We start from the raw sequence: 18,255 nt of genomic DNA on the forward strand, positions 1-18,255 counted from the left end.
CGGAAGACGTGAGCCTTGCGCATTGTGTGCGCCGTTCGGGACTGCCGAGTCGTGCAAATAGTGCATTTTCATGACCATTTCCTTTTTACGGAGTGAGTAGACAGACGTGAGTCACCCGCGCCGCCCGTGTCAGGAGGCGTGCCCTGCTTCCAGCCGGGTGGTGATGACCTCAAGTTGCCGCTGAACGTAGTGGGCCAGCGCGCGCCAGGTCATGCGCGTCAGCCACACACAAACAAACAAACCGAAGACACCTGCCAGCAGCATCGCGAATCCGTAGATCATCACGCCGATGCTTGAGTGACGTGGTCCGAAAATCATCACGTCATTGATACCGTTCTTGATCGCGACGTGGTCGCTATCGATCACCACCGAATCCGAGCCGCTGTGTACGGACAGACTTTTGGGTTGGCCGCCCGCGCCTTGTACGAAGGACAAACGGTCGCCGTGATTCGAAACGTCCCACGCCATGGCTTTCGGATCGCTCCCAATTCGCGCCACGGACACATGGTCGCCGTCGGCATCTTTCAGATCGAGTGCGACGATATCGGCCCGTGCGATCGACCACGAACCGTCTTTCTCGACCTTGAACAGATCGCGTCCGCCGCCGACTGAGTCGATCTTCAACTTGCCGTCTTTATTCTCGATGTCTATCGGGCCCGCGAGCGTCACCACCGAAATTCGCGTGGCGTCATCGGGCCGAAGAAAGAAACGGTCGCCCACGACTCTGAAGGCCTTCATGTCCACTTGCGCAAGACGCGCGTCGTCAGTCCCGGAGGCGGCGGCGTCATCATCGTCATCGTCATCGTTGTCGTCGTCGCGCGATGCCTTGCCGCTCGCCTTACTGCTCGAATTCGCGCTGACGTGGCCCACATCGTCGCTTTCGAAGGTGAACGGCAGCGACGTGAACGACGACGGCCATCCCAACAGATGATGACTACCCAGCGCGATCACCGTCACGAATCCGGCGACCGCAAGCGCACCGGACACCGCGTAACCGACCGTCAGCATCAGGAGATAAAACATGAACGGAATCAGCAGGAACAACTGCAACAACCCGAGCCCGGCGATCGACACGATCACCTTCGCCAGATTGCCGAACGAACGCCGTGCTTCCCACTGACGCAAGGTCGCCTGGGCCTTCAACTCACGCGCCAGTTTGATCGGATCGCCGAGCGCCGCGACTACGTCCGCTTCATTGCGACCAGCGGCGAGTGCGTCACCGAAATACTCGTGGTAGTCGGCCACGATTTCATCCACTACGTGCTTTGGCAAACTCCCCAGTTCAACACGGAGTTTCTGGATAAATTCTTCCTGCGTCATTCCTGTTCCCCTGTTCCTGAGCGCATGCGGGATAGAGCCAGCACGCCATTGACCTCATCGACAAAACTGCGCCATTCGTCCTGCATTTCCGCGAGACTGTCGCGGCCGGCGTTCGTCAACGTGTAGTACTTGCGCGGCGGGCCCGAGCTGGATTCGACGAAGTACGTGGTGACCCACGCTTCAGCCTGGAGCCGGCGCATCAGCGGATAAATCGTGCCCTCGCTGATTTCCATGGTTTCCGATAGGGTCGAGACGATCTCGTATGCATAACTGTCGCCTCCTGCGAGGACGGCAAGCACACACATGTCGAGGGTGCCCTTCTTAAGCTGGGTTTTCATTCAGAGCCATTCTGTTGCGTGCATAGCACGGTACCTTGTTATGCACTGGCGGGAGGTGGTCTTCCCCGTTTGTTGGTAGGTACTCTAGCAGCCAGTACCGTTCAATGCAAGGTATCTTTTTATGCACGGGCCGGAGACGGCCGATGGGTCGGATGAGAACCGCGCGAAGCGAACCAGGGCTTCGCGCGTTGCTGCGGCAGCGGTGTTAGTTCGTTGCCTGAGGGGCGCCTTTCTCGTGCAGCGTGATGACGAGCGACGGCAAGTATTGCGGGACGGTAATCAGCGAACTCTCGTCATCGCCGTCACCGTCGCCGTCACCGCCGGCATCGGTGCCGAAGCGGAAATGTTTGGGCTCGATCTTGGCCGTGGTGGCTTCGATCGCGCCTTCCGTCGCCGCGTAGCCCTCTTTCTCACAGCGGATCTTGAGCGCGGACGCGGACCGGCGAACCGTGACGGTGTCGGGCGCGGTGACGGACCAGTCGCCTTTGTCGTTGGAGAGCGCGCATTTCGCGTCGGTAATCGGCCCGGTTGGGCCCATTACCGAGACCGACAACTCTTCACGTTTCGGGTCCTGGCCGCCGTCGTGGCCGCCGTTGGCGCCGGTCACGTTGACGGTGTTTTTTCCCGTGACCATGAATTCACTCATTCCTTGACCTGCCATTGCACTGGCCGAGAAACTTGCGATTATTACGAAGATGACAGATTTCATACAGGTTATATCCGTGGCGCGTGAGTTATAAATTTTTCTTTGCGACGGCGATCTTATTACATGTCAATTTATTTGGGGCGTTTGTATGGGTTGTTTATTCACTCCGAAATATCGGGGTGGTGAATGCAATCGGGTTATCTATAGCGCATTGTTAGTTGGGGCTGAACTTACTGCATTTCCGACTCGATCAGGGCAGATAGGCGACCCATGCCTTGAGTTCCCGCGTACGGTTGGCTTGCATTCCTGCGCGTACACGTCGGACATCGACACCAGGGACGTGACGAGCGCGAAAGAGAGGCTGAGGTAGCGGTGTAGACGCAATGGGGCTCCGATTCATAGCAGATCTCGCCTGGCGATGTTCATCCAGAGCGGACCTGCCTTTCCGACGTCAAAAGGTGGAGTTCAAAACCGCTTTTTCGGTCAGGTTTTGCCGCAGGATTTCCAGACACTTATCCTGTTCATGTCGCCGCATCTCCCAGAACGATAGCGACGCTCGACGCGGTTTGGTGCGTGCTTCGTTCGGGCGGTTGTAGTGGATCGTGAGAAGAAAGCGGCCCCGCTTGATCAACACGATGTTCTCGTAAAAAATCTCGATGCGCGCCACCTTGCATCGGTCGTCATAAAAAACTGCGCGAGTGGTGAGGCTCATGCTGACCAACGCGATCAAAGGCGTAAAAAAGGTCATTAGAACCGTGCCAAAGCTCATGAACGGGTTCGATGCTGCGAGGAAGAAGAAACACCCGAGGATGATCAGAATCGTGACGCCGAAGGCCGGCATCGCAAAGCGGCTACCGCGTATTGTCAGTTGCGGTCCGTTGGGCTGGGATAGGGTATTCATAGCTGGAATTTAAAGTTGGACTCGTAGTCGGTATCAGGCCGGGTTTTATCTTGCCCTATTCCGCCTTGGTAAGGCTGCGATAAATTTTTTTGGCAAACGTTATTGGGCTGGGGGAGTATTTTGCACGATGGGTCGGATGTTGGGAGTATGAATACGCGAGACTGATTCATCTGGCATCAGATTCGGTAGTTTTATTGTTTATGGCTGTCGAGTTTTGATTGGCGAACAGATACGGACTGTTCAGCGGCAGCGCCTTCAGTTCGAGTTCGAACCCCGTCCGCACGTCGTTGCCCCGCGTTCGAAGACGCGTGCGCTGCGGACACGCCACGAAGACGTTTAGTCGGGCCTTTCTTATGGACGCGTGAACGGCGAAAATGCGCTGGGCCCGCTGTGTGATTGTCCGTTGTGGCTCCCGGCCGGGCTCGGCGCGGACAAGCTCGTTGTAGTCGTCGTAGTCGTTGTAGTCGTCGTGTTCGGACTATGCCGGCTCGTCGGCGGAAACGGACTCAGCGACGTTGACGGCTGCGGTCGCGGCGCCGGACTGAAGGCGGAAAACAGCGACGAGGAAAACGCGTGCGACGAACCGCCCGGCGAGGGCAGCGACGGGGTCGGCAAACTGAAGCTCGGGGGCGGGAAAGCAAACGTTAAGGTGGGCGCATTGAGCGCCGGGGCCGACGGCGCACCGAGCGCGGTATCGGCTTGCCGAGCGACCTTGCGTGCGCCTGACTCGGAGGGCGAACTCGCGAACAGCGGCGATAGCAGGCTCGACGAAGTCGTGCTCTGGTTGCCCGGAGGCGACGTGGGGGGTAGCCGTAGCGGCGACAGCGCACGTGACGACGATGACACAGGCGCCGAATCCTGTGTCGGACTCCATAAGCCAAAGTGGCTGTACGCAGCGTGATAATCCGGCGACCCCGGCGGCGTGCGCGGGGCGTCGAATACGGCCGGTTCGATTTCTGCCAGAATCCTGCTGCCTTCGCGCAAACTATCCCGACGTTTGCGCTTTTTGGTAGCCGGATCGTTCAGTGTCTGAATGACGCCAAAAAGCCTTTGGCCTTTGGGTGACGAGGAGCGTCCGTATTGCTCGATGGTTCTTCCCGTATTTCTCGCGATCACATCTTCGGCTCGTGCATGGTCGCCCGTGGCTTGCGCGCCGGGTACTTCAAATGTTCCGTGTTTATCGACGGCGATAGCGTCGAGAGGCGTCAACTCGCCGCGTTGCAAAAGACGCGATTTGGATAACGTCGAGGCAGAATCCCGGCCATCGCTGCGCTGCGCTTCGAGGGTGGTCAGCACCTTGTGCGAGTGTGCCCGTCCTATTGCCGGATGTACTGAAACAGCCGCCATGACAGGATAGGCCGTCGACCGGCCACCTTTGTCTTTCAGCGAGACGGTGAATTCCGGATAGGTCTTGTCGTGCTCGGTCGGTATGGCGACGTGCGTGTCCTGAATTTTGAGGCTCTGGCGTTCGGTCCCCTTCGCACTGGAACGGGTCGCCTTGGGCGGCGCCAGTTCCTTATGCAATTCGGGTACGCTCAATGCACTGCCGATGCGCGACTGGCTTGCTTTGGCGGCCTGCGCAGCCACTGCGGGACCTTCGGTTCGTGCCCGCTCTTTCCAATGTTCCCGGGTGGCCTGTTCATGGAACTTGCTCAGTTCCTGCGTGGTGCGTCCGAGACCAAGCAAACGACTATTGTCCGGCGTATGCACGCCGCCGCTGGGAAGCGCCAGGCTATGGATTTCCTGGGTCAGTTCGCGCTTGTACTTATTTTGCGGCTTGTCGGATGGCGGTTTTTTGCTTGTGCTGCGGGGCGCGGGCGGTGTCGGCGGTGTGGCCAGCGTGGCCAGCGTGGCCGGTGTTACGCTGCTTGAGGAGGCGCCCCCCGGCGAGGACGACGGACCATGCGACGCCGCGTTGCCGCGATTGCCGCCGCCAGGTGGTTGAAACGGCTTACCCCCTGCAACTGCGTCCGACTTTCTCTCTTTCATGGCGGCTTCGCGGCTAATGGTGTTGATGAAGTCTAACAGTAGAAAACTGGCGTGACATGCTTCCGATACCTGGCGCATTTGACGAACGTAAGCTTGGCATCTCATTTCGAGCTTGCCATCTTCGTCCCCGATCGGCGGTCACATTCGATCGTCAACCGCCCGCGCTTTTCTGACTGGCGATCAGACGTGCGCCACACGCGAGTTTGTCGCCATCGCACGCGGCCGGCTGACCTGCGAAGCGTGCATTGCCGGCCACCTGAGCGATGTGAGTCTGGCCGTGGATCTCGCAGATAGCGGGGTCGTTCAGGCGTGCGATCGCTCGGCCGTTGATGCGGGCGGTGGGCGCACCTGATATCACGCGGCCGCCGTGGCTATGGGTGTCGCCTTCGACGATGTAGTGTTTTTTAGTCATGGGGGCCTTATTTGGAAGCGCCTGGGTTTAGAAATCCCAGCTGAATGTTTGCGGATTTGCCTCGCGCGACGTTTGGTCCGGTGGCGACACCATCACGATGGTCGCGTGGAGCGGATCGCGCAGGTTGATGAGCGCGCTTGTTTTGCCATCGCTATATCCCATCATCAGCGCGAGCGTCATTTGCACCCACGTCGAGCTTGTGCCTGTGTCGCCGCCGATGCGGCGCTGCATGTCGAACGCGTCCTTCGGGTCGTCCAGATCGATGTGCTGCGGGTTGTCGTGCAGTGCCTGGATGAGGAGCGCGAGACTGTTGGTCGACATGCCGGTGTCGTGGAATATTCGGCTGGGCTGGTCGTTGGGAGCGAGGGTGCCTAGCGCCTGCTGCCAACCTTCACGCAGTTTTTCGATGCGTTCGCCCTTCTTGAGCGGTTCGCCGTGGTTGTTGCTCAGATCGATACGTACCGGTCGATGCAGGTACGCGAGTACCGGCCAGTTGTCGTATTCCGTCAATTGCCATGTGGTCCATGGTATTGGGACCCAGGGGTTCGGTTTGAAGCCTTGCGGGATCTTCAACGGTGTGGTCGTCCAGAACTCGGGCAGCTTGCTTTGCCAGTAGTCCCATGGCATCTCTTCTTTGTCGTGTTCCCAGTAGGCTTTTTGAATACTCCAGAAGTAATTCCACAGCTTGATCACGTCGTACTGTGTTTTGGTGTTGTCGATTGCTTCGGGCGCCTCAACCACGTACGGCCGGATCATTCGATCAACGCGGTCCTTGCGCGTGACCAGGAGCGCGACGAAACTGTCTGGCCTCTTAGGAATGAAGTACCCGCTCACATTTGACTGCTCCGCATAGTTCTCTCCAGGCGTGCGCATATACGCCCGGGTATCGAGGCCGTCCTCGACGAGTACGACAACGGCGGGCAAGTCTGGATGCTCATCGAAGAATTCGAAGAGGCGACTCATCACATCGTCGCCCTGCTCGGAGTGAATCTCGTCGAGTCGGATGTAAAGCGTATTTCCAATTCCCGCGCCGTTGTCGGCCTGTCCGATATGTGTTGCCATGCGATCGGCAAGCGGATCAGAAGCATTGCGAGGAGGTCCGGCCGCAATCACAGGAATGGGCCAGTAGTCGACCCATTGCCGAAGTGTGTAACCGAACACGTTGTTTTCGCGTTGTAGACCAGCAGACGTGCGATCGTCGTCTGTGTAGGGATATTCATTGGGATCCTGCAACAGGAATGTACCCTTGGGACCTGCTTCATCGAGGCGTAGCAGCATCGCCCGCTGTCGGAATCTGTCGACCGTCACACCAAATCGACGTATCTCAAGCGCAAAGCGCAGATCGTGAGCCGCCACGGCGGCAGGTTTTTCACTGGCAACGGCAGCCTGTATCGTCGCAGAATCGACCCGTTGGAGTGCTTCGCCACTACGAGTCCACACCGCGTATCCGGCATATAGGCCTCCTGCCAGCAATAAAGGTGGCAAGATCAGCACCAGCATGCGCTGGATCATCGATGCGTCTCCTAAAGATAAATAATCACCCACCGAAAACAACTTCAACATACCGATCCAAATCAACGTGAGAGTTGCCAATATGAACGGAAATAGGGAAAGACAGCCTTGATGAGAGCGAGTTATGGATGTCGTCATGGCGCATCAAAACAGGCGAATAGTGTCGGTTGGCCTGAACTGCACTTCCTTTTTGATCTGATCCTTTCGATCTCGGATAGTCTCACTCACCACCGACGGCGGCGGCGTCTTTGGGACAAGCTTTTCCGACGGAAAATCGCCCCGGTCGTAATACCAGCAGTTCGCTTCCACAAGATCGCGTGTCGTCTGATCGAGTCGGTCATAGTACGGACTTAGTTTTTTCAACTTACCCAAGGGAATGCGCCAATCTGCCATCGCTCTTAGCAGTTTTGCCCAGTTAGGATCATCGAGCGCACGCGCCTGCCCGATCGATACGTCAAACGCCGTTGCACAACGGTGATTGCGCTGACCGCTCATCACCGCTGAGTGATATGAATCACTCACTCTGCAGTCGTTCATCAACCGCACCTTCGCCTCGTTCGGCGTTTCTTGCCGGATCACGAGGATTTGCCCGTCTTTCGCCGGTATCGTCATGTGCACCTGCAGCACCTTGCATTGATCGTCTGACGGCTCTTTTCCCAAGTTCAGCGCGTTCGCAACCTGGGCCGGAGCAGGCAACGCCTTCCCAATCTTGAAGTCCGGCCATGCCATCACTTGTGCAGGCAACGGCAGTAATGTTGAAACACTCAGCGCAGTCTCCGCCTCCAACTGATCGATCGACTGCACCCCTGCTCTTCTTTCGTGCGGGAGATCCTTGTGAAGCGGAGCCTCTCCACTACCTGGGAATACGTTGGCTTCAAGATCCGGATCGAACGGCGGCCCTAACTCTTCGCCGTTGATGGTACGCATCGTGTTCTTGTCTAATTCGGACAACGTCGCCCATGCCACAACACCAATCACGCCATGAGAGCTTTCGTTGCTCTCGCGCAGATTGAACGACCCAGGTTTCGTACCGACCTGGACCATCTTTTCCTGCCGCTTACGCCGCGTGAATATCCGCTGCAGGAAGGCAGACGAGAGGAATTCAACGGTTTCCGGCTTCGCGCCCGCCTGCGTCGAGCGCACCTGTATAGTGTCGGGCAGTCCGGTACAGCCAATTCCGTTGACCCCTTTAAGTCCCACGGTCGCATCTTCCGGGCAGAAGTACAGATATACCTTGCCGCGGTTGTCCCTCTCGGAGAACACGACACATGTGTCCCCCAGCCCCGTCAGACGCATTGATTGACGGGGACCCCACGCTGGCCCCGTAACCCCGTAGTTATCAGGCCCACCGTTAGTCACTTTTAGTTGTTCGAGCGACGGTTGGTTATGCCTCCCTTTCTCGACCAGGCCCACGATGCTCGCCAGCGTTCTCGCACGAGCCCAGGCGGTCTGCTGGCCATCGCCACGCTGTGTGACCTTGTCCATCAGCTCTTCGCAAAGCGAGTAAGGCGAATCGATAAGGATGAGAGTGTCGGCGGGCCGATCGGCCGGTCCCGAACCCTGCATTAGAAACGCCTGTGCCAGTAAAGTGATCAAGGTGCCCTGGCTGTGGGCAATAATGTTGACAGTCTCGTTGACGTCAATCAGCCGGATCTGGCGCACGAGGGACGCCAGGCGCCGCGCTGCCAGGATATCGTAGTGCCTGTTCGGTGCTTCATACAGCGGGTGCGTGGGGTCGTCTTTCAACCGATTGAGTCCTTGCGTCTTAAGACCACCCTCGAAGTGCGTATCGAACATATCCGGGATATTTCCGGTTGCATTCGCGAACATGCCGCCACCCTTCGCGCGGTGTCTGTCCAAGCGATTACCGAACCTGTCGACATACTGGCCATTCACCATCTGTTGAGCCTCGTTTTTCGGCAAATCATCTTTACTGGCACGGAATCCCCAATAAAACGGAATCACCGGACTCCTCGTCCCCGGCGGTTCCTGCCGACGATAGATCACATCGTCGAGGTTCTTCATCAGATCGGCGACGCTCACTTTGCTCGGGTCATTCGCCATCCGCCCATGCGTGTACTCGCCGCCCTTCAAGTCCGAGCGACCGAGCCGATCGTTCAGGCCTTCGCACAAACCACTTTCTACCGCGCCAAAGTCGGTACCCAGGTCGTTCACGCCATGAATAAGAATCGTCGTGCACGGATAGCGGTTTTCCACGTCGACGTTCGCGTGTGCATTGGCCGGCCGGTTCGGGTACAGCAGCGCTTTGCGCTCACCCACTACGCGATCGGATCCGATTTTTGACGTACTCATTGAATTACCCTTTCGCGTCGAATACCTGAATGTGGGCGATGTGCATGGCGTCGCGAGCCAGCAGATCCGTCAGCCCTTCACTGTCGGATGTGCCGGTGATTTTCTGACCATCGCGCAACGTGATTTCGTACGGGCGATTCGGCACCGGGTGCGCTGCCGCGCGTCCGTTTTCGCCATCACGCGATCCACTCGATCCCCCGTCCGTGCCTGAGTAACGCAAGCGGAATTTCTGATCCGCACCGGCGTCGCTGAACGCGGGTGGGCTCACGTGATCGGTATCGGGGTCGAGGAAATCGTGGCTGGCCGCATGGGCAACAAAAGATCCACTGGATCCCACGCGAACACCGCCACCGACCTGCAAATAGCTGCCATCTTCCGCAACCAGTCGAATGGTTTTTCCGGAGACGATCACGTCATCGCCCACCGAACTGACGTGGACGGACTTCTGCCCTGTCACCGTCACCGTGTCCTGCTGTGCCTGCACGACAACCGGTCCATCGCCGGCGATCGCATGCACGCCCTCGCCGCGACCGAACACATGGACGCCCTGCCCGGCCGACGCCAGCAAACGCTGCCCGCTCAACAGTTGCAGGTTTTGCTGAGCGACCTGATCGATGTTCTCGCCCGCGTAGGTCACGTGCGTCTTCGGCGTGAGGTTCACCGACCCGGCTTGCGCGCCTAACGCCATCAGGCCATGTGAACGAGACGTACCCGCCGATTTCCCATCGCCGACGCCGGGCGTCCACTCCTCGAAAGCCGACGCGACGGCATGCTGTCCCGAGGCATCCGGCGACTGGCCGCCGTGTTGACCCGCGTAGTCGCCCAGCGACTTGAACAGGTTCGTGCATTCGCCAAGCAGTTGAAGTAATTCGTCGCGATCGAGCTGACCACCGCTCGCCTGTGTGCGAGCATAGGTCGTTAGCAAAATGCCTTGCGCCGCCCGCAATGCGGCCGCCGCGTCCGTGCGCAGCTCCGCGCCTTCACCGCGATGCTGTCCATAGCCGTTGTCTCGCGGATGGGTCAGATACCCCAGGTTCAACTGCGAGTCCCCATGCTGACTCGCCAGTTGCACGCTGATCTGCTGCGGCGTGTCGTCGAACCTCAATTGCCCGCCGTAGCGGTTTCCCTTGATTTCACGGGTTTTGACTCCGGACAAGTAACGATTGCCCGGCAACGCGCCGGTATGGCTGAATCGGGTCGGCGTGTTCTTGCCGTTCGACACGACGCCCAGGATCACCAGACGATCAGGGTCTCCGCCGATGCTGCCCAACAGCACTTCCATTCCCGCGCGGGGGATGAATGTTTGTCCGAAGCTCTCGCCTGCCAGGCCCGAGGCGACGCGCAACGGCGCGCTGTCGCCGGGATAGCCTTTTGTGCCGACGCCCTGTGCATGAGCGTGATCGACGGGATCCAGTCCCTGGATCTGCACGAAGACGCGGCCGAGCTCATCGCAGGTCACCTCGTCGCCCTCTTGTGCGACCACGACGCCCGTTAGCAGATGCGTCGGCGGCAGGTCGAACGTGGGGTCGTACGCAGGCGTGAGCGGCACGCCGCGTCGCACGCAGGTGAAGGTGTTTTTGTAGCGCGTGTCCTGCTCGCACGATATCGTCAGTACCGGCGTGGATGTCGGAAGGACAAGATGATGGCTCGCCTGGAACAGCGCCAGTGCCCGCTCCGTCAGCCCCTTCGGCAGGTTGTTCCAAACGTCGTGCGTGAGCGATGTAATTACGAACTGCCGCCTCTCTGCGGGCTGCATGTCGAGTACTGGGTCGCCCGTCAGCGTGAACCAGTGGCCGACCGCGAGATCGCGTATGCCGCTGACTCCGTCGTACTGTTCGGCCTCGAACTCATGCGCGAGCATCCGGTCGCGCGTGATGCGATCGTGATCTTTCCAGGAATCGCCGACGTGAGGAATCTCGATTGCGACGTCGGTCAGTAGCGAGGCGAGGTCGTTGCCCGATTCGCCCTGGTCGATGTTGGCTATCGCGATCGATTCGTCGATGCGGGCCTTCTTGTAGTCCCATGACGGACGGCTGGTTCTTCCCGGAATCAGACGTTGGTGTAGCGCGAAGAGCGTGACCGTGTCGCGCTGCTCGGTGCCGGCGTCGCGCGGATGCAAGCGAACCGCGCCTGCGGGGGCCTGCTTCAGTCGCAATGGGTTGTCGCAGAACACCAGTGAGTGCACGGGTGCGTCGTCGGTGATGCGGCTTTGCTTCGCGAGGCCTGTCTTTGCGAATACCGTGATGCCTTCGCGACGCAGCAGTCGACGGATGAACGCTGCGTCCGGTTCGTTTGCTTGTCGTGTGATTTCGCGCACGGGGTATCGGTTCGCGTCGAGCTTCGATAGGTCGAACTCGAACGCGCGGGCTAGTGTTGGACTACGTTGTCGCCATTCGCTCAGCAGGATCGAGAGAACGTCGATAACGGTTTTGCCGCGGAATAGTCGCGAGTTAGTGCGCTTTTCCATTAACGACAACGCGTCGCAAACCTTTAGCTGATAGACGGTGAGATCGCCGTCGCTTTGTCCCGTCTGCACCTGCTTGATGATCGTGTTGATCGTGTGAAGTTGGCCACGGTCGGTCACGATTCGCACGGAGACGGGCAGACCGATGAATAGCGTCGGAGAGAGGTTGTCGTGGGCCGATACGCACGTGAGATGGCCGCTGATGCCGCTCATCAGGCTTTCGTGGAGGGTGGCGTGCTGGAGGGCTAGCAGGTGGCCTACGGTGCGTTGGGCTCGCCCGAAGTTCAAACCGACAGGACGGTTGTTCCAGTCGACCGCGCCTGTGGCGAAGCTTTTTAAGGTTTGGTTGGTAGACACAGGTTTCCCCCGCTATCGATGAAAACGTATGAGATTGCGTGGGCCGCTCAGGCAAATATCTGACGCTGCACGAAATGCCAACGTGCCGCTTCCGGGTCGTATAAGGCCAATTGCTTCGCTTCGTTGGGGGCGAATTGGATCAATGGCGGGTTATCGCGCAAGCCGAACGCTCGCTCCAACGCATCTCGCGCGGAAGCCGGCGCATCAAGCCACTGCCGCACCGCTTTCTGCGTTTCGCGCCAGGCAAACAGGCCGGCCTGCTGATGTAGGGCGTCGATGATCGTCCACACATCGGAGTCGATCTGGAGCGACTGCTGATCACTATCACCACGCGGACGCCTGCCTTGCGTCAAGGTCAGGCGTGTCAGACAGCCGTTTTCCCGTACGACGAGCCGATAGTCGTGCGCTAACCACGCTAAGTGAAATGACAACGGCCGCTGGAATCCCCGGCAGGAGAGAAAGGCTTCCGGCGCGACGTCCCTCACAGGCCAGATTTCGAAATGCACTGACAGCTCCTGAGGAATCAGGCCGAGACCGTCGAGCATCGCATCGAATGGGGAAAGGAAGCAGCGAACGGCGTGCCCTACCGACGTTCGATCGGTGAAAAGCGTGATGGATTGGTTGTGGTCCGATTGCGTTAGTTGCACGGACATTTCCGGGTTGACGGAGTACGCCTCACTGCTGCTTTGTTCGAAGCGCTTTCTTGCTTGATCCTGATTGCTGCCCATTCCGCCGCTCCCACTCGCGTGAAATTACGCCCACGCGGTTGATGATTGAGCGGCGGATTCTAGAGGGTTCCTAAGCTAATTTTGGTAAAGATTGGTCAAGGTTTTTGGGGGTTATGCTGGATCGTGGTTTTGGTGCTGAGGGAGTTTAGAAACGGATCAGATAAATCTGTCCGATTTGACGATGGAGTAGGAATTCACTCAAAGCAGGTGAAGTGGCGCTAACGCGCCGCCGTCGACTCTTCGATGCCGTGGCGCACATAGTGGTCATCTGCACATAGACCTTTTGCGGGATGGCATCCGCAGAATATCCATATTGCATGAGATAAATTTTGGAATTTTCCTCCGCAGGTTATTCGCCCTTAGTGTTCGAAAGACTCCGCAGTGTCGGCTTATACGTTTCGCCATCCTGCACCATCACCGAACAGTTGAATTTCTCGTCGAGGTGGAATGGGCCACCAAATGCAATCTACTATTGTCTTCACTCGGACACCCATGCGTCGGCACCGCCCCGTGAGCAGTCATCCGTCAGTGAAAGACTAGTTCCCTCATGGGCCGAAGCGGACATACGGGGACTGCTAACGGAACGCCGGCTGTGAGTTGTCCCCTAGATGCTCGAAGTTCCATAACCGCGAACGCCCAGAGTCACTGCCAGTGAATCCATGGCGTCAAACCTTTGCGGCCTTTCGACGCCGTATGATGTGGCCTCAGGAGGCGAACCAATGATGGGAAACTCGGTTCCGAAACAGACAAATTGATGTGGTTTGCAGTATGCTTTCCACACAAGCGGCGAGACCAAAATAATGCACATTGCAAAGCTAACACTTATAAACTACCGAAATTTCTCTCGGACGACGCTCACATTTCAGAAGGGAGTCAATACGATCATCGGTGAGAATGGCTCTGGAAAGACAAACCTTTTTCGCGCGATTCGCTTGCTTCTGGATGACAACATGGTGCGGTTGTCATATAGACTGGATGACATAGACTTCCATAGAGGTCTTGGACAATGGCGGGGTCATTGGATCGTCATCAGTCTTGAATTTTCCGATATTGGCCCGGCGGAGGCAATTCAGGCGCTCTTCCTTCATGCTGCGGGCGTGGTACCGGCAGTAGGAGTTGTTCCAGAGAATGTCATCGGCCGGGCAACTTACAATCTTATTTTTCGCCCAAAAAAGGAAATTCGCCTCAAGTTTTCGGCACTTGATGACGGCGACACAGCTTCACTTGCGCTGATACGCAACAGTATCACGATCGATGACTATGAGACGCTATTCACAGGAAGAAGCGAAGCTAATTTCGCCGACCCACTAGTTTATAACGCAATCGTTGGAGATTTTGAGCAAGCGATTTTCAGTGAAGAGGTGGACGATCCGCGCATCGGCGCTCGGGTGCCGCAGATACTTTCCCTCACGAAAGAAGTATCCTTTACATATATTCAAGCGCTTCGCGATGTTGTTTCTGAATTTCACAACAATCGTACTAACCCTCTTTTAAATTTGCTTAAGAGTAAAAGTGGGGAAATCGCTTCCGCGACGATGGCGCCGATTGTTGAAAAGGTGCAAGATCTCAACGCTTCTATCGAAGCATTAGAGGATGTTCAAACAGTCCGATCGGACATCCGAAAAACCATTAAGGATGCGGCTGGAGAGACATATTCCCCAGCCTCGCTTTCTATCAAATCTGATCTTTCTGACGAAGCAGACAAGCTATTTCAGTCGCTTCGTCTTTTCGTGGGAGAGTCAGATGAGAATTATGAAGGCACCATACAGGAATTAAGTCTTGGTGGAGCAAACCTTATTTATCTTACCTTGAAGCTACTGGAATTTAAGTACCAGAAGATACGCGAGTCCATCGCAAATTTTCTTCTAATCGAAGAGCCAGAAGCACATATCCATACGCACATACAAAAAACTTTATTTGACAGGATAGCCTACACTGATACTCAAATCATCTACTCGACGCATTCAACTCACATCTCAGAGGTAAGCAAGGTAAGCAGCGTCAACATCCTAGGAAGGAGTGGCGAGGCATGTGAGGCTTACCAGCCCGCGACGGGCTTGGAGCCTACCCAGATTGGCAATGTCCAAAGATATCTAGACGCGGTGCGTAGCAATCTCCTGTTTGCCAAGAGCGTAGTACTCGTTGAAGGAGACGCCGAAGAAATCCTTATCCCAGTTTTATTTAAACAGGTTCTCGGCTTGAGCCTAGATGAGCTGGGCATCAGCCTCATCAATATTCGTAGCACGGGATTTAAGAATGTCGCGCTGCTCTTTCACGATCAGAGAATTCGCAAACGATGCAGCATTGTCACGGACCTTGACAGCGTGTTTATCGACACGGCGCCAGTTGCCGCCGACTCTGATTCCGAGGCGCGCTTTAAGAGAAAGTGTCAGGGTGCTCACGAAGATGGTGCCGAGCGGAAGGTGGCACTAGATGCATTCGTTGCAGGCAATCAGTGGCTTTCTGTTTTCTACGCAACGCATACTTTCGAGGTCGATTTCATTCTGGCTGGCAACGTCGAGCACGCGTGTGCTGCTGTGCCCAAAGTCTATGTGGATCCTGCGACGCGGACTGACGCGGAGAACGACCTGCGATCAGGAGACAAGTCAAGGTACGGAAAACGTATCTTGACGATGGCAAGTAATCAAGGAAAAGGTTGGTTTGCGATTCTATTGAGCGAGGTGGTTGACCACACCACGACCATTCCTCTCTATATACGAGACGCTATTTTCTTCACGCGACCCGCATTGTCGCGAGAAATCTATTTCAATATTTATAACTATCGGCTGACCCTTGCACGAGAACGCAACGCAATAACGGCCGCTGCGGTGCATGCCGGCGAGACGGTGCTGCGGCGCTATCGCATCGGCGATGCTGATTTGAACACCCTTAAGGCAGGAATGGTCCATATTCTTCCGGGGGATCAGATCCACCAAATCTTGGAGGGCGTTGGTTGATGTTCGCATGGACAGAGCGCGAGCTAAACGCCGAACAAGCTGCCGCAGTATGTCTGCCCGGCAGCGTCTTTTTGGTTGCCTGTCCCGGAAGCGGAAAGACGAGGACACTGACATACAAGATCGCGTACGAACTATCTCGGCTGGAATCGGACCGCAAGTTTGTGATTGCGATAACGTATACCAATCGCGCAGCAGATGAAATTGTTACGCGCATCGAGGAACTGGGTGTCGATACAGCCAGACTTTGGATTGGGACAATTCACGCCTTTTGTCTGGAATGGATACTCAAACCCTACGGAATTTACGAGGCTAGATTAGCTAATGGATTCCGAGTAATTGATCTGCACGAGAAAGAAACTCTGCTGGAACAGCTCTGTGCACCTTATGTAGCGCAGCGAGTGTCACACTTTGACTGCGAGTACTACGTGACTAGCGAAGGGGTTAAACTGGGTTGCCCGAACGTCGGAAAACACAATGCTATCAAGCTAATTCTCAAGGAATATTTTAAGGCGATTCGGAAGAACAGGCAAATCGACTTTGAATTGATTCTTTGGTTTGCGAACCGCCTCATTGTTGCATACCCGAGTATCAGTGGCCTGTTATCGAAATTATTTTCGATCGTATTGGTCGATGAGTATCAAGACACCAAAGAAATTCAGTATAAGATCATTGGCTCAATCCTTCGTACCGGCGCAGGTCATACCCGATTGTTCATGGTAGGTGATCCGAATCAGGCGATCTACGGGTCACTCGGAGGGTATCCGATTCCCCTGGATGAACTTCGCCTCTTGACTGGGATACCTATCGATAACCTGGAGCTATCAAGAAACTATCGATCATCGCAACGCATTATTGATTACTTCGGGAATTTTAATGTATATGGAACCCAAATTGAGGCCTCCGGCGAAGAGCGACTGTACCAAAGCCTCGTTACCTACAATCGAAATTTGACAAAATCTGATCTCGTGACGGAGATTGCGCGGCTGATTCGGCACAACATCCAAACGTTGGGTTTTTCACCGCGTGAGATATGTGTCTTAGCTCCGCAGTGGAATCATTTAGCTGCAATGACACGCCGCTTAGTCACTGAGGTGCCGGAATACCAATTTGATGGCCCAGGCATGGTCCCCTTTGCACGCGATATCGAGAATTTCTGGTACAAACTTGCACGCTTGGCACTAACTGAACCTTCGCCACAGATGTACATTCGCCGCCTACGTTGGGCGGGCGAGGTATTGGCGGCACTATCTGAGGCAGGCGTGGTGAAGCGAGACTTGGATCGAAAGGGTTTTCTGAAGCATTGCAATGCCATAGCAATTGAAGAGGTCGACGGCTTGTCATATCTGCAAGTGTTCTTTGATTCTCTATTTTTTCGTCTTGGCATTAACTACCATATATATGCGCAGCTGGAGGAGCACCATGCTGCCTTCTTTACTAGTTCGCTTATGCGGATAGAACGCTTGGAGAGGGAGGGGGTCGATGGCATCCGGGATGTGGCGTTCTTCCGCAAGGTTTTTCAGAATCGCTCAGGAATAACTGTTTCAACGATCCACGGCGTCAAAGGCGCGGAATTCGATGTAGTGATCGCATATGCGCTGTTAGAGGGAATGATTCCACATTTCAATGACCCAAATGGCGCATTGAGTGCGCGGAAGCTGGTATATGTGGCCAGCTCCCGCGCAAGAAAGAACCTTCACCTGTTCTCGGAAACGGGCAGAAGAAGAGGGGGTGGATTCGGGGAGTACACGCCTACGCAAGTTCTAGCTGATTGCGCTTTCGACTACGACATTATTTGATCAACGCTAGCAATCATTATGTCTGTCGGTTTTTTCGGCCGACACTTGGCAGCATGCACTAACACTCGCTGAAGGCTCAGATCGGCTAAATACTGTCGTTACGGCAACCGCAGCTTGCAAGTGAACGATATACGTTCCCTGCTGGCAAAATTGACATCGCGACAGTGGAGCCCTCAATGTCCGGAACCCGGCCTGTAGCCGTCTCATTGACTCTGATACCTGAAAGTCCGTAAGGGCCGATTAGTTGCCAACAAAGCGGACCGGCCCTGCTTGCCAATACACCTCGCCGATTACCTTAGGCGCAACTAGGCCATACGTCGACCATGAGTTTTCTTGCCATGTTCCGCGCGGGAACGTTGGTCGCAATGCTCCACACTGCTTCACTGGACGCGCGCTCAGACTCACACCCTGCTGCGCACTAAAGCCCAAAATCTGAACGAGCCTTCGCCGACCACCACGCGCACCAATTTAGCCCATTGAGTTGATCACTCGCACCCCGCCCTCCCTTACAATTTCCAAGCC

Annotated in this window: 12 protein-coding genes; 2 read left to right on the plus strand and 10 right to left on the minus strand. The window is 56.1% G+C overall.

Translation table 11 applies throughout. From position 1 onward, the window contains the following. Nucleotides 1–129 precede the first annotated feature (129 nt). The 10 genes from FA94_RS30800 to FA94_RS30845 form a co-directional block, all read right to left on the minus strand. Nucleotides 130–1,320, minus strand: coding sequence for a DUF1700 domain-containing protein (locus tag FA94_RS30800; RefSeq protein WP_035558582.1), 1,191 nt, complete (start codon nucleotides 1,318–1,320; stop codon nucleotides 130–132). Then, nucleotides 1,317–1,658 carry a PadR family transcriptional regulator gene (locus tag FA94_RS30805; protein WP_035558584.1) on the minus strand — a complete coding sequence of 114 codons (342 nt, stop codon included), beginning with the start codon at nucleotides 1,656–1,658 and terminating at the stop codon, nucleotides 1,317–1,319. The genes FA94_RS30800 and FA94_RS30805 overlap by 4 nt, the downstream gene beginning before the upstream one ends. Before the next feature lie 205 nt (nucleotides 1,659–1,863). Then, nucleotides 1,864–2,292 carry a hypothetical protein gene (locus FA94_RS30810; RefSeq protein ID WP_035558587.1) on the minus strand — a complete coding sequence of 143 codons (429 nt, stop codon included), beginning with the start codon at nucleotides 2,290–2,292 and terminating at the stop codon, nucleotides 1,864–1,866. A gap of 463 nt (nucleotides 2,293–2,755) precedes the next feature. Continuing rightward, nucleotides 2,756–3,205, minus strand: a complete 450-nt coding sequence (locus tag FA94_RS30815; RefSeq protein WP_156126747.1) for a hypothetical protein — start codon at nucleotides 3,203–3,205, stop codon at nucleotides 2,756–2,758. Between the two features lie 351 nt (nucleotides 3,206–3,556). After that, complete coding sequence (locus FA94_RS38910; protein WP_035558590.1) at nucleotides 3,557–5,272, minus strand: hypothetical protein; 1,716 nt, start codon at nucleotides 5,270–5,272, stop codon at nucleotides 3,557–3,559. 73 nt (nucleotides 5,273–5,345) lie between these two features. Next, nucleotides 5,346–5,606 carry a PAAR domain-containing protein gene (locus FA94_RS30825; protein ID WP_035558591.1) on the minus strand — a complete coding sequence of 87 codons (261 nt, stop codon included), beginning with the start codon at nucleotides 5,604–5,606 and terminating at the stop codon, nucleotides 5,346–5,348. Between the two features lie 27 nt (nucleotides 5,607–5,633). Continuing rightward, nucleotides 5,634–7,169 carry a type VI lipase adapter Tla3 domain-containing protein gene (locus FA94_RS30830; RefSeq protein WP_231585071.1) on the minus strand — a complete coding sequence of 512 codons (1,536 nt, stop codon included), beginning with the start codon at nucleotides 7,167–7,169 and terminating at the stop codon, nucleotides 5,634–5,636. Between the two features lie 93 nt (nucleotides 7,170–7,262). Next, nucleotides 7,263–9,431 carry a T6SS effector phospholipase Tle3 domain-containing protein gene (locus tag FA94_RS30835; protein WP_081936258.1) on the minus strand — a complete coding sequence of 723 codons (2,169 nt, stop codon included), beginning with the start codon at nucleotides 9,429–9,431 and terminating at the stop codon, nucleotides 7,263–7,265. Nucleotides 9,432–9,435: 4 nt separating this feature from the next. Continuing rightward, nucleotides 9,436–12,252 carry a type VI secretion system Vgr family protein gene (locus FA94_RS30840; RefSeq protein WP_035558597.1) on the minus strand — a complete coding sequence of 939 codons (2,817 nt, stop codon included), beginning with the start codon at nucleotides 12,250–12,252 and terminating at the stop codon, nucleotides 9,436–9,438. A gap of 47 nt (nucleotides 12,253–12,299) precedes the next feature. Further along, complete coding sequence (locus FA94_RS30845; RefSeq protein ID WP_035558600.1) at nucleotides 12,300–12,980, minus strand: hypothetical protein; 681 nt, start codon at nucleotides 12,978–12,980, stop codon at nucleotides 12,300–12,302. Nucleotides 12,981–13,780: 800 nt separating this feature from the next. Here FA94_RS30845 and FA94_RS30850 point away from each other — a divergent pair. Both FA94_RS30850 and FA94_RS30855 read left to right on the plus strand, forming a co-directional pair. Continuing rightward, nucleotides 13,781–15,937: an ATP-dependent nuclease gene (locus FA94_RS30850; protein WP_035563609.1), complete on the plus strand. Its 2,157-nt coding sequence runs from the start codon at nucleotides 13,781–13,783 to the stop codon at nucleotides 15,935–15,937. Further along, nucleotides 15,937–17,733 carry a UvrD-helicase domain-containing protein gene (locus FA94_RS30855; RefSeq protein WP_035558602.1) on the plus strand — a complete coding sequence of 599 codons (1,797 nt, stop codon included), beginning with the start codon at nucleotides 15,937–15,939 and terminating at the stop codon, nucleotides 17,731–17,733. Before FA94_RS30850 ends, FA94_RS30855 begins: the two co-directional genes overlap by 1 nt. Nucleotides 17,734–18,255: the final 522 nt, after the last annotated feature.

It is taken from the genome of Burkholderia sp. 9120, from assembly GCF_000745015.1.
Classification (GTDB): Bacteria; Pseudomonadota; Gammaproteobacteria; order Burkholderiales; family Burkholderiaceae; genus Paraburkholderia.